The sequence below is a fragment of the Mesorhizobium sp. 113-1-2 genome (genome assembly GCF_016756475.1).
In the GTDB taxonomy this organism is placed as follows: domain Bacteria; phylum Pseudomonadota; class Alphaproteobacteria; order Rhizobiales; family Rhizobiaceae; genus Mesorhizobium; species Mesorhizobium loti_C.
The window spans coordinates 7,654,536-7,667,794 of the sequence record NZ_AP023242.1 but is presented as its reverse complement, the minus strand read 5'-3'; the positions used below and the strand labels follow the sequence as shown (position 1 = coordinate 7,667,794).

Here is a 13,259-nt window from a genome sequence, read left to right as displayed (position 1 = left end):
ACCGTCGTCGACAGGAAGTCGGCATTCTCGATCTGCGCGTCATGGCGAAGCTTGGCAGCCCTGGCGCGAGCCTCGAAACGCTTCTGACGGCGCATGGTCGCCTCGCGTTCGAGCAGCATGGCAAGCCATTCGCCGTGCTCGAGGCCGCGCACTTCGGACTGTGCGTCGAGTTCCTGGAAAGCGGTTGCCATGCCGTAAAGGCCGAGCTCTCGCAGCATGTCGATGGTGGGATTGATCAGCATGGGTGGATCTCCTCAATGAAAGTAATCAGGGCCACGCAGATTGGCGTGATCGACGATGGCGGTTGGTTCGGTGGAATGGCGTGCGGCTTTGTGGTTGGCGATGAGCGAAGCAATGCTCTTGCAGTTCAGGCCACCGATCTCGACAGCGCGGGCTGACACGGATTCGGCCCGATTGCGATCGATGTCGCGAAACAGACGTAGGATGCCCAGACATGTTCGAAAGCCCTGCTCGGGATGCGGACGGCTGGCGAGAATTGCGATGACCAGACCTTCGGTCTGCGGCCCGATCGACGTGGCCCAGCGCCGAAAGCGCTCCGGCGTCCATTCGGCATAGCGCCGGTGGGAACTGGGCATGTGATCCGGATCGGTTCCATGGCGAGGACCTCCATAGCGGCGCTGATGCACCGCGACGCGCTTGCCGCGGTGGAAGATCTCAATGGTGCGCGCCGTTGCTCTCAGATCGACCTGCTGACGAATGAGGCTGTGGGGCACCGAATAAAAGAAGGTCTTGAACTCGACATGATAATCCGTCGAGACGCGAGCCAAACGCCATTCGGCAAACTCGTAATCCTCCAGTGGAAGACTGGCCAAAGCCGGGCGCTCGACGGTCTCGAAGAGCTGCCGGCGACTGACGCCCAGCCGGCGCATGACGTGGTCGTTGATGCGATCGAGTGCCCGGCCAATGGCGGCATTGGCTTCAGCAAGCGAGAAGAAGGTCTGATTGCGCAGACGCCCCAGAATGCAGGACTGGGCGAAACGCACTCCATTCTCCACTTTCGATTTATCCCGAGGCTTTCTTGGCCGTGCCGGAAGAACGCCGACGCCATAGTGGGAAGCCATCATGCCGTAGCTGCGGTTGATCTCGGGATCGTAGAAACTGGCGCGACTGACGCCAGACTTCAGATTGTCGGGAACGACGAGTCTGGGAACGCCGTGAAAAAAACGAAACATCCGGACATGCGAGCCAATCCAGTCGGGGAGCGTTTGCGTCCAGGTGGCCTCGGCAAAGGTGTAGCTGGACGCACCCAGCACCGCCACGAAGATCTCCGCCTCGCGGATCTCACCGGTCTTGCGATCGACAATCGGAATCTTTTTGCCGGAATAATCCACGAAGACCTTGTCGCCGGCCGCATGCTCCTGGCGCATCGTCGGTGACAGTCGCTGCTTAAATCCCCGTAGAAGTTCACAAAAGCGACTATAGCCGTAACCGTCGGGATGCGACCCGCGATACTCCTCCCACAGGATGAGCAAGGTGACGCCGGGCTTCTTGAGCTCGACCGCAAGATCGGCCCAGTTCGGTTCCGTGCGTCGCCGCGTGCCCTGTTTGACGCCGTTGCGACTGAAGAGCTTGTGCTCAAGCGCATCGTCGGTCAGCTCCCCCGGCAAGGGCCAGCTCAATCCAACCGCGGCTGCACGCTGCAGATTATCCTGCACCGTACTGCGCGCTATTCCCAATACGACCGCAATCTCGCGGGAGCTCGTCCCGCTTCCGGCAAGCCGCAGCATTTGTCTCAATTGTCTCATGGTCAGCCTTCTCTTTGCCGGCATCAAAATGTCCCCGTTCATGGCGAGGTGATTGATGCCAAAGTTGCTGACCCAGGAGGTAATCTTCAGTGCCGAAAACTGGCCGGCTTTTGATTGGAATGGTGGCCGGCTTCAAATCGGAATGGTGGCCGGTCTTTGATCGGAATGGCGGCCGGCTTCACGTCGGAATCCGCATTCTGGACGGCATGAGCCGGGCCGATGCGGCCCGGATCGGCGGGATGGATCGCCAGACGCTACGCGACTGGGTGCATCGGTTCAACACGGCCGGCCCCGATGGTCTTGTCGACCAATGGGCGCCGGGACCAGCGTCCCGGCTGTCGCATGAGCAGCAGGCCGAACTCGCCGCGCTTGTGGAGAAGGGCCCGGATCGTGCCGTCGATGGCGTCGTTCGCTGGCGGCGGATCGACCTGAAGAAAGCCATCAAGGACCGCTTCGGCATTGATTATGACGCGCGCTATGTCGGGAAGCTGCTGCACAAGCTCGGCTTCTCCCACATGAGTGTGCGACCGCGTCATCCGGCGCAGGATGCCCATATCATTGAGGAGTTCAAAAAAACTGGCCTCGCACGCTGAAGGCGCATCTTTGCGACTTGCCGCCGCGCACGAAGGTGGAAATCTGGTTCCAGGACGAAGCAAGGATCGGCCAGAAGAACGGGATTGTACCGGCAGTGGGCCAGACGCGGCACGCGGCCGCGACAGCCGGCCGACCAGCGCTACAAGAGCGCCTACCTGTTCGGCGCCATCTGCCCAGCACGTGGTACCGGGGCGGCTCTCGCACTGCCGTTTGCCGATACCGAGGCCATGCAACTCCATATCAACGAGATCAGCCGCCATGTCGAAAAGGGCGCCCATGCCGTACTCGTCATGGATCGCGCCGGATGGCACACCACCGCAAACCTCAGCATACCGGACAACATCACCCCGATCTTCCTGCCGTCGCGCGCGCCGGAGCTGAACCCGGTCGAGAACGTCTGGCAGTATATGCGCCAGAACTGGCTCTCCAACCGTGTCTTCGACAGCTATGACGATATCATCGATGCAGCCTGCGACGCCTGGCAGAAACTCCTCGCAGCTTCCGAGACCATCACATCAATCGGGATGCGCCAATGGGCCCATGTCGGTCAAACCCCATGACTCTTGGTATAAGGCCCACGCCATGTCGATCAGCCGGACCGCACGAATCTGGGAGGTGTTCGAGGAGGAACGCGGCAGGCGCGCTCCATCAAATAGCAGCTGACCGTCGCCAAGCTGCCGCTCGCCAAGGAGATCGAGGACTTCGACTTCACCGACACGCCGGTCAACGAGCCCCTCGTCCGCGGGCTCGCCAACGGCACCTTCGTCGCCGACCAGCGCAATGCCGTGCTCATCGGCGGCACCGGAACCGGCAAGTCGCATCTGGCAATCGCCATCGCGCGCGCCCTGATCCGCAACGGTTCACGCGACCGCTTCCTCAACAGGCAAGCAGGGACGCATCGCTGACTACCTCACCCGACCCGTCTTCGTCGTCCTCGACGAACTCGGCTATCTCCCCTTCGTCCAAGCGGGCGGGCAGCTTCTCTTGAATCTCATCAGTCGGCTCTACGAACGCACCTCCATCGGCGTCACCACCAACCTGGCATTCGGCGAATGGCCGAGTTTTTTGCCAGCGACGCAAAGATGACGACGGCGCTGCTGGCTCACCCATCACAGCGAGATCATCGAGACCGGAAACGAGTCCTGGCGCTTCAAGAACCGCGCCTGACGCGCGCCCCACCGCCCAAACAATCCGCACTCGCCGGGCTGCGCAACCCCGACCAGCTCCGCCCGGCGAGCGCTCCCCGTCGCGCTTATTCAAGGGGTCAATATTGGGGTCAGACTCAATCTCGCTGCATGTGCAGGGTGATGTCGCGCAATTTTCGAGAGGGAATCAGCGCGATGGAACAGAGATTTGGGTCGACGAGACTGGCGCCGGCGGGGTTGCTCGTCGAGCATGCCGAAATCAACACGGATTGTGTATTTCTTGACGTGCGCGCTACGGCGCTTTCGGCAACGTGCCCGTGCTGCGGGACGAGTTCACGCCGGACCCATGGCCGATATATGCGGCAAGCCGCCGATCTGCCCATCGCTGGCCGGCGGGTGGTCTTGCGGGTGACGGTTCGCCGTTTCTGGTGCGACGCCGTTCTTTGCCGCCGCCGCATTTTTGCCGAGCGGTTTGGCGCCGCTGTTTTAGCCCCGTTATCGCGGAGAACCGGACGCCTTGAGACCATCGTTCATCACTTGGGACTGGCGCTGGGCGGCAGGCCTGCCGCAGCCTTTGCCGACCGCCTGATGATGCCGGTGAGCAACGATACCCTGTTGCGTGTCGTGCGCCGGCGGACTGAACAGCCGCGCGATAAGCTCGCCATCATCGGCATCGACGACTTCGCGTTCCGGCGCGGCCAACGATACGGGACGATTGTCTGCGATCTTGAGCGCCGCAGGCCAGTGACATTGCTGCCTGATCGCGAACATGCGACATCGCAGGCTTGGCTGGCGAACCATCCTTCCATTGTGACTGTCGCTCGCGATCGGGGTGGCGGATATGGCGAGGCGGCCAAGGCCTTGCCTCATGCCGATCAGGTGGCCGACCGCTGGCATCTGATGGAAAACGCCAGCCGCGCTTTCCTTGATGCAGTCAGCAAGTCCATGCGGCATATCCGAAAGACCGTCGGCAGCACCATCATCGATCCAAAGCTTCTCACCTATGCCGAACGGCTGCAATATGAAGGATATCTGCGTCGTCAGGAGACAAACGAGGCCATTCTGGAATTGTCGAAGCAGGGTGTGCCGATCAAGCAGATCGTCAAGCGTACCGGACATAGCCGCAAGCTCGTCCGCTGCGTCCTGCGCGGTCAGCGCTCCGACATGTTCCGCGTCCGGCAGAGTTCGCTCGAGGAATGGCTTCCCTGGCTTGACGGCCGCTGGGACCAAGGCGCGCGCAATGCTTCGGCGCTCTGGCGCGAAATGCGTAAGAAAGGTTTTCGTGGCCAGATCGGCGTCGTCTCTAATGGGCGCGGCGCAGACGCCTTGCTGAAAGGGCCAATCAAAGCGCACTTGCCCGCACGCCTTCGGCACGAAGCATCGCCAGGCTCATGACGCTGGCGCGTGACGACCTGTCCAAATCGGACGCTATACTGATCGCGGCAATCGAGAGCAATGTTCCTGACCTCGTCACCGCGCGAACGCTGATCGACGACTTTCAGCAGATGATCCGATCAAAGGCGGTCGCAAAACTGGACGCTTGGCTCGAGGGCGCGAAGGCAAGCCTCGTCGGCTCCTTTGCAAACGTGGTCCAAAAGGACATCGCCGCAGTCCGCAACGCCATTATCTCTCCGTGGTCGAATGGCCAGACCGAAGGCCAGATCACCAAGCTCAAACTCATCAAGCGGCAAATGTACGGCCGCGCCAAGATTGATCTGCTCCAGGCGCGCCTCGTCGGTGCAACTTAGGCTGCGGCCGCAGCGAGAGTGCGTCAGAGCCCCTTTTGCGCGAAAAAACAGGGTCCCGATTCCGTGGTCATTGACACGTTTGCGTCCCAGTTGAAGGACGAGCCGTTATCGTTGCAGGTGGGCAGCTCTGGCGCGATCGCCCGGTCGAATGAGCCGCGCAAGGGCACCAACCTCGATCCGCTCGACGGGAATGTAGCCGTCGGGTGCGGCAAGTTTTCCCGGGTTGAGCATGTGACTGTGATCCGCCTTTCCAAATTGGCTAGCTAGTCGCCGAAACGACCGCCGATCGATAGGGACCGCCAAAATGCCACTGGAAAGCCCTGTTCAGGCCGCAACAGTGGCGCCATGGTGCTTCGCCGCGTCTCCCTGCCGATAACACACCCCGAAGCGGTTCTCCAGAAATGCGTTGAGCCCGATATCTTCCTGCCGGATGAAGCCCTGGGCTGAAATCTTGTCGCCGACAAGCAGGTCGAGGACCGCGCAGATGCTGGATGCGGTGGTGATCTGAATCGCGCTTGTAATGCGCCCGCCGACCTCGGCGCTGTAGATTTTCTTTGCGTAGGTTTCCTGGACTAATCGGCCGCCTCTGCGTCCAGAGACGGTCACGAAGATGATCACGACATCCTGCAGCGTGGTCGGCAGGGCGCGTTCGAGCATGTCCTTCAGCACATCTCGGCGGTGCCGTAGCCCCAAGTCGTGCAAAAGCGCCTTCATGATCGCGGCATGACCCGGATAGCGTATGGTCCGGTAGTTGAGTGTGTTGACCTTGCCCTTCAGCGTTTCGCAGAATGTCCCAAGGCCGCCAGAGGTGTTGAAGGCCTCATAGGTGACGCCGTCGAGCGAGAATTCTTCACGTTCCTCCAGAGCGGGAACTTCGACTAGCTCGCCGTTGACGATCGCTTCGCAGGGCTGGATGTACTCGTTGATGACCCCGTCAGTGCTCCAGGTGAGGTTGTAATTCAAGGCATTGCTCGGAAACTGCGGGAGGGCGCCGACGCGCAACCGTACGCTGTCGAGGCTGTCGAACTTGTGCGATAGGTCGCTTGCTACGATGGAAATAAAACCTGGTGCCAGACCGCATTGTGGAATGAAAGCGGTTTTGGCGGCTTTAGCAATCCGTTTCACCTGCCGCGTGGATTCAACGTCTTCCGTGAGGTCGAGATAATGGATGCCGGCTCTGGCCGCAGCGGTGGCGATGGCGACGGTGAGCTGGAAGGGCGCCGCGCTCAAGACCGCAAGCTTGCCGGAAAGCTGCGCAGCCAAGACTGCGTCGTCGGTGACGTCGAGCTTGGCTGTGGAACGCGCGGGACCGCTTTCAATCTCCGCCAGCTGTTGGGCGCTGCGGTCAACGACAGTGACATGATAGTCCCCGGTGTCCGCGAGCAACCGTGCAATGGTGGCGCCGATTTTGCCTGATCCGATCACGACGATGTCTTTCATTATTTCCTCCTGCAACAGCACGACGTTTGACGTCGTTACACTTAATCAGATTGCGCAGCCGATTTTTATAAAAGTTCCATTAATCTTGAGCAGATGGCAGGGGCGATTGGCAGGTGCAGGTTTAACGCTTCGGCTCTTTCCCGGAGCGAAGCCCCCGCAATCGGACCATCGAGTGACTGGAGCACGAACCGGAGGCGTGGGCCACGCGCTTCCGCGGAAACAGCCTTTTCGGCGGGCGTCCGTATGCCGTAAGACTGTTGAGGCATTGAAGTTGCCATAGGCGGGTGCTTCAACTGGCCGGCAGGCCAGATCGCGTCGATCTGGAGTCGGACGGGAAGCAGGACGCTAGCATCAGACAAGCTATAGATGCTGGTCGGCGCGCCGCAACAGAACATGTTGGCTGCCCTCGCCCGCCAGCAAGGACCGTTGTGGCAGCGCCGTCAGGTCGAACGGCGGTGCCGCTGAGGAGACGTGTTCCTCAACGACTGACAAGACGTGTGGGCCCAACAGCCTGCACACCAGAACACCACCGCATCACGCCAGCCCCAGCGCGCCAAGTCGACGCCCGACGCAATGATGTCGAGCGATATCTGATTTCCAGCTGCCCGGCGCGGTGGGAATGAGTGCCAACCTGCGCAGTCTGGCCTCCAAGCTTCAGAAGCTCAGCCCCATCCTACGAGACTGGCCGCACCACTACCGCCACCGCGCTCAAACTGGAGTCCCCTGAAGCCCGAAATCTCCGAAGTCGGTCCAGGGCTTTCGTGTCACACCGCCGGCAACCAAAACGTTGCAACAGATCCTTCAACTAAATTTACAGAGACTTTGCGACCGCAGATAGCCTTCCAGTGCTAGCTTCACCACAAAGCCTGAGGCAGGCAAGGCTGAAAAGCTGATGCCTGCTACGCTCGGGTTGCCGCATAGCCTGCAACGGAGGTCGGTGCCAATGACAAGAAGAGCGCTCATCCTGCTTGAAGGCCATGGGAGTATTGGTCTGCTATACGTGAAAGCGGCCCAGCGTCTCGGGCTTCATCCAATTACTCTGTCGGCTGATCCAACTCAGTACGACTATCTTGCGGCGGAGGCCACTGAGGCGATCCGGGTCGACACCGACAATCTTGATGTGCTGATCCACGAATGTTCCCGGCTACGCGCGACCTATGACGTTGTTGGCATTACTGGCTTTTCGGGCGCCGACGAGTCGGCCTGTGTAACGGCTGGCAAGCTCTGCCGGCATTTCGATCTACCGGGACCAAACCCCGCAGCGATTGAACGATGCTGCGACAAGTTCGCTCAACGTCAGCTCCTCGCGGAGGCCGGCGTTCCAATACCTGCATATCGCTTGGCGGCGAATGCGACGGAGATAGAAAGCGCTGCCGAGGAGGTTGGGCTACCGGTGATTGTTAAGCCAGCCGTAGGCAGCGGCAGCAGCGGAGTCCGATTGTGCCGGAACAACGACGAGTTGGCCGAGCATGCGACCTATCTGTTGGGCGGGCAGCACATATGGCGGTCTTCGCCGAGGATACTGGTCGAAGAATTCGCACAAGGCCCCTTTTTTAGCGCTCATATGATGGGAAGTGAGATCATTGGGATTGACACAGCCGACTTCGACCGCCCACCGTATTTCGTCTTCCGTCATTTTACCTGCCCGGCCCCGCTAACTGATGATGAGCATGAGCGCATCGCCGATATTTCGCGGAGCTGTTTGCCAGCTCTCGGTCTTGGCTGGGGGCCTACGAACGTTGATCTCCGCTGGACGAATCTTGGTCCAGTCGTCATCGAAGTCAATCCGCGTGTTGCGGGGGGGACTAGTCCCCGGCTGGTTCAGGCGGCCTGCGGTGTCGATCTCATTACCGAGCACATCAAGCTTGTCGTCGGCAACGAATGGGATTTGCGCAGAAGTCATTCCCACATTGCGGCCGCGCAGTGCCTAAATGCTGATCGCGATGGCATCCTCGATTGGATCGATGGCGACAGTCGCGCGGCCGCTGTACCAGGTGTCGCCGAGGTCAAATTGTACATTAAACCCAAGACGCCGATCGTCAGGAAGGGCGACTACCGAAACCGCATCGGACATGTCATCGCCGCTTCACCCAACCGTGCCCGGACCGAGGCGATACTTCAGCGTGCCATCGACTTAATTAGTTTGTCGATCACACCATTTCCGATAGTTAGCGAAGAGGAACAATCTGCAGCCCCTCATCTCCCCGCACCAGCGCAGGTACCGCCAGGTGTGAGGTGATCGTCGCCGACCATTTTTGTGCAATTAAGAGCTTGAGAGTGCTGTTTTTGCTGCAAGGAGCTGAATTGGGCCGCATGGGAGGCTTGGTATGCTGCGGATCAGGCGGCGAGGATGGCGAATTGCTCGGCGAGGGTCGGATCGGATTGAAGGCCTCCCTTAGCTGTCTCTTGTGCATCCGAACGACCTGCATGACACTCCCTCCTTCATCGCAGTTGACTTTCGAGCTTCCACCGCGCCGCGAGAGCGAGGTCCATACCATTGCCCCCCTGCTTGCAAGAATGGATTTGGTTATGTCGATGGAAGGGCGGCTTCTATCCCGATCACGGCGCGCTTGCCTCGTCCCACATCTGATCAACCTTAAGCTAAGGCACTTGGGAGGGTCGTTCAGGCGCTTCGTGGCCTTCCGGCGTATCCGTTCATTCCCTGAGCGGGGCCTTTGACGTGATTACCGAGATAGCCGCACCATAGTCTGTGAACTCGATAGGACGGTCGACGTGACCGGGGAGGTCGCTGGCGTCGAAAAAACGCAATCGTCAATCATCCTCTCAACCGGATTCCGGCGCTAGGTTGAGATGGTTTGACCCGGGGGAAGCGAACTCTGCGCATCTCAAAAGGGCCGTCGTCGTCATTCTCGCAGGCCAAATTAGCTATGGACTCTGAGTTCCGCTCATAGAAGGTGTTGTGTCTTGCAGTCCGTAGGTCACCGCAATCTGCCGTCCTACCCCCTGTTGCGCAGCTTTGAGTGCGCTGCGCGGCACGAAAGCTTTACGCAGGCGGCGGAGGAACTTCATCTCACGCAAAGCGCCGTCAGCAGACAAGTCAAGGAACTTGAGGAGACGATCGGCGTGAGAATGTTCCGGCGGGTGGGACGACGCGTCACACTGACCGAGGCTGGCAGGCGGTTTGCGGCAGATCTGGCAGTCGATCTCGAGAACCTGAAGCAATCCGTAGCGCGGGCGATTGCCGCCGGCGAGCGAAATGCCACGTTGCGTATTGCCATCCTGCCAACATTTGCCATTCGTTGGCTGATCCCGAGGTTAGGGACTTTTCTGAACGACCATCCCAGCGTCGAAATCAGGCTGGAGACCCGGACCGTACCGTTTGACCTCATACGAGAGCACTTCGATCTCGCGATCCATTTCGGAAAGGCCAATTGGCCGGACGCACGTTTGAACAAGTTGTTCGATGAGGAAATGCTGCCGGTTGCATCCCCCAAATTCCGCGATACGTACTCGGCGAGCGACCCTGCTCGCCTCGCGGAGGCTCCACTTCTGCATCTCATTACTCGCGAAAGCGCGTGGATGGACTGGTTCGCCATAAAAGGAAACTCTGGTAAGCAGCAGATGAGCGGGCGACATTTCGATCAGTTTTCCATGATCATCTCGGCTGCCGTGTGTTCAATCGGCGCCGCCCTTATACCCAGATATCTGATTGAAATGGAGCTCGAGTGCGGCGTTTTGATCCCGCTAAGCGACACACCCCTGAAGACGCACAACAGCTATTTCGCAGTCAGCGCGGCGGGCGACGTTAACCCACAGGTTAACGCTTTTACGCGCTGGCTTATGACGACCGGACGGCGCGCTAGCGTGACGAATAGCCGCGAGTAGCTTCGCATTATCAATATTGATCCATGCTTCGCAACTCAAGTGCAGTGGTTGACGATGCGGGGCGCTACACTTCCGGTGATCGAGCAGCGTACTGCCGCTTGGCGTGAGACCGAAATAGGCGCCAGCGATGGAGGAGCGGCGGAAGCGGGAAGCAACTTAATAGGTCGAGGCGACTGTGCGTGCAATCACAGCGCACGCCAGGAGCTGTCATGAACAGGCGGGTAATGGCGTTCTGCTTGGCGACGGCGCGGACTCGCGTCGAGAAGTCGCGACCGCGCTAGGTAGTTTCGGCGCGCGCCGTCGAGATCGGCGGCCTGACCTGCAAGACCATTGCCTCGCTGATTGCCACCCACAAAGGCGCACGGCATTCCCACCGAACCCATCGCCGTCGTGGAGCACGCCAACCTGCGCGGCCCGGTTACTTTCACTGAGGAAACACCTCGGCGTTACGGCATGGCCAGTGCCTATCAGGAGCTCGAGGCGCAACGGAAGCCCAGAAGCCTCGAACATGACGAATGGCTCGCGTTGCTTCTCGAACGCGAGGCGACCATGGGCCGCCAGAGGCGTGGGATAGCGAGATCTGCGGCGGCTTTTGATCAAAGGAGCAATGGCCGTGGTCCAATAGGCATCACGGACGGAACTCGACCGTCTTGCTCATCGGCAAAGTGAAAGAAATCACTCATTCTCGGAGTGTCCACACACGCATCAAGGCGATCTCGCCCGCTTCGACATTCGCAGCTTCCGCTTGAGCCTGGGCAATGCGGCCGTCCGCGTAGCGGAGGGAACGCCGCCGCCGAACAACACCCGCCGAGTAGCACCGCTTGCTTGAGCGGCTCGGCGTTGGGCGTGCGCAGATCGGCGCCATTGAGGCGGAAAGCTACGGCCTTCAACACCAGTTCGAAGAATACTCTCTTCATGAATATGAGTCATGAACTGGTGACGAACATGGGCTTGTAACTCGGTGCGGTGCATCCGAAAAATAGACAATAAACGTTCACGCGGATCGGCCTCTGCTGCAGGCCGTGCCGATCGGATATTCAGCCCGGAGGTGTGCGCTATGAGTACCCTAGAAAAATACCTGCCATCAGAGCGTGAGCAGGCTTTTCTGGAAAAAGTCGTCAACGGCAAATACGACCGGCAGATCATCACTGGCATAGCCAAGTTCGCCAGAGAGGATGTGCCCCAAGATATGCGCGCATTCTATTCACGAGAAGAACTTCATCAGATCCTGGAGTTGAAAGGCACCCCGAGAGATCTGGAAGCCAGGATGCCGATCAAGATCACGCGCCACTACTACGAGCAGGCGCAATACAGCCGGCCCATGCAGACGCTGGTGAAAGCCAGCCCCAGAGAGACATACGACCTCGACGGTGCAGAAGATCCGGGCAAGCAGATGACCTACAGCCCGCGCGAGGGGCTGATCCATAAGTACGAGCTTGGTCTACTCTACGTGGCATCCACCTGCTCCGCACACTGTCGCTTCTGCTATCGCGAGGAACTGATCGGTCGCAAGCAGATCACCCGCGAGGACGGCACGGTAGCTCCAAAGGGCCTGGCGCAGTTGGGTGAGATTGTCGAATACATTCGCGGGCACAACATGCTGGTAGCCGCCAATGGTGGCCGCCATCCCGAGACCGGCCGCGAGAAGCTACGCGAGATCCTTATGTCGGGCGGCGATCCCATGGTTCTGGGAAACAGGAACATCGCCGCTTGGCTGGCCGGGCTTGCGGAAGCCGGCGTCGAGAATGTCCGCATTGGGACCAAGGAACTGGCATTCCACCCGCAACGCTTCGACCAGACCTTCTTTGCGATGCTCGACGGATTCCACCAAGCTTATCCCGAAACCAGTCTGCGGATGATAGTGCACTTCAATCATCCGGACGAATTTCTGCGCAAGACGCCGCAGGGCGGCTATATCGACAATCCTGGCGGTGGGCTCGAATGGATCGCCGAAACGCGGGCTGCTGTAAACGAACTCGCCCGGCGCAACTGGATCACCATGCACAATCAGTCGCCGATTATTCGCGACATTAACGACGACGCGGACTCGTTACGCATCATGCAGCGCGAGATGCTCCGCAATGGTATCGAAAACCACTACTTCTTCTGCGGCCGCGACATTATCGGCCACAAGGCGTTCAATATTCCGATTGAGCGGACATGGCAGGTCCTGAACGAGTCGCAGAAGGGCCTCTCCGGCGTCGAGGCGCATGCGCGGCTTTCAATCACCCATTATAAGGGCAAAACTGAAGTCGCCGCCGTCACGAACGAGCCCGTACCAGGCGTCCCTGGCGGTGAAAGGGGCGTGGTGATTTTCAAGCTGCTGCGTTCGGCCGCGGATGCGCGGGACCGATGCAAGGTGACCATCGTTGGTCGAAACCCGGACGCAATCTGGTTCAGCGGCTATGACGACCGTGTGATCTTCGATGAGGCCGGTCTCTACTCGATGTACGGAATTAAGCCTGCATTCCTCAAGGCGGTGGAGTAGCCGCCGTGAAGGACGGCCGAGCGCGCCCTTTCTTGGCGGCTTTCCCCGCCCGTAGCTCTATCAAGCGCACCTTGTGAGCAATCAGACTGGGCCGCGCCCACACAGAGTGCTTCTCCTTCGTCAGCTTACGCCACAGAGCATCGTCAGCTTGCGCGTCTGTGACGGCGGTCACCGAGACCATGTTTAGTCCTGACCCGGACGAAACAAGGCGTGTAGCCGACCAGGCGCTTCG

Annotated in this window: 5 protein-coding genes and 4 pseudogenes; 6 read left to right on the top strand and 3 right to left on the bottom strand. The window is 59.7% G+C overall.

Going from position 1 to position 13,259, the window contains the following annotated elements:
- Window positions 1–14: 14 nt before the first annotated feature.
- Window positions 15–242: pseudogene (locus JN279_RS36830) on the bottom strand (ATP-binding protein); the annotation flags it as partial.
- Between the two features lie 12 nt (window positions 243–254).
- A complete protein-coding gene (gene istA / locus JN279_RS36825) occupies window positions 255–1,766 on the bottom strand; it encodes an IS21 family transposase (RefSeq protein WP_202351541.1) in 1,512 nt (503 codons plus the stop codon).
- Window positions 1,767–1,885: 119 nt separating this feature from the next.
- Between istA and JN279_RS38595 the strand changes: the two are divergent.
- From JN279_RS38595 to JN279_RS36805, 3 pseudogenes are all read left to right on the top strand, one after another.
- Window positions 1,886–2,920 (top strand): annotated as a pseudogene (locus JN279_RS38595) (IS630 family transposase).
- A 72-nt stretch (window positions 2,921–2,992) separates the two neighbouring features.
- A pseudogene (locus JN279_RS36810) lies at window positions 2,993–3,527 on the top strand (ATP-binding protein); the annotation flags it as partial.
- A 173-nt stretch (window positions 3,528–3,700) separates the two neighbouring features.
- Window positions 3,701–5,253: pseudogene (locus JN279_RS36805) on the top strand (ISL3 family transposase).
- A 324-nt stretch (window positions 5,254–5,577) separates the two neighbouring features.
- Here the strand turns inward: JN279_RS36805 and JN279_RS36800 are convergent.
- Window positions 5,578–6,693, bottom strand: coding sequence for a saccharopine dehydrogenase family protein (locus JN279_RS36800; RefSeq protein ID WP_202351610.1), 1,116 nt, complete (start codon window positions 6,691–6,693; stop codon window positions 5,578–5,580).
- Window positions 6,694–7,636: 943 nt separating this feature from the next.
- Between JN279_RS36800 and JN279_RS36795 the strand changes: the two genes are divergently transcribed.
- The 3 genes from JN279_RS36795 to JN279_RS36780 all read left to right on the top strand — a co-directional run bounded on the left by JN279_RS36795 (window position 7,637) and on the right by JN279_RS36780 (window position 13,027).
- Window positions 7,637–8,932 (top strand): ATP-grasp domain-containing protein, encoded by a 1,296-nt coding sequence (locus JN279_RS36795; RefSeq protein ID WP_202351609.1) that lies wholly within the window; start codon window positions 7,637–7,639, stop codon window positions 8,930–8,932.
- 686 nt (window positions 8,933–9,618) lie between these two features.
- Window positions 9,619–10,539: a LysR substrate-binding domain-containing protein gene (locus JN279_RS36790; RefSeq protein WP_202351608.1), complete on the top strand. Its 921-nt coding sequence runs from the start codon at window positions 9,619–9,621 to the stop codon at window positions 10,537–10,539.
- A 1,057-nt stretch (window positions 10,540–11,596) separates the two neighbouring features.
- Entirely contained in the window at window positions 11,597–13,027 is a 1,431-nt protein-coding gene (locus tag JN279_RS36780) for a hypothetical protein (RefSeq protein ID WP_202351606.1), read from the top strand.
- The last annotated feature ends 232 nt before the right edge of the window (window positions 13,028–13,259 follow it).

Excerpts from the sequence above, each read along its gene's own strand:
- JN279_RS36780 (WP_202351606.1), top strand. The coding sequence starts at position 11,597 with ATGAGTACCCTAGAAAAATACCTGCCATCAGAGCGTGAGCAGGCTTTT.
- JN279_RS36795 (WP_202351609.1), top strand. The coding sequence starts at position 7,637 with ATGACAAGAAGAGCGCTCATCCTGCTTGAAGGCCATGGGAGTATTGGT.
- JN279_RS36800 (WP_202351610.1), bottom strand. The coding sequence starts at position 6,693 with ATGAAAGACATCGTCGTGATCGGATCAGGCAAAATCGGCGCCACCATT.
- istA (WP_202351541.1), bottom strand. The coding sequence starts at position 1,766 with ATGAGACAATTGAGACAAATGCTGCGGCTTGCCGGAAGCGGGACGAGC.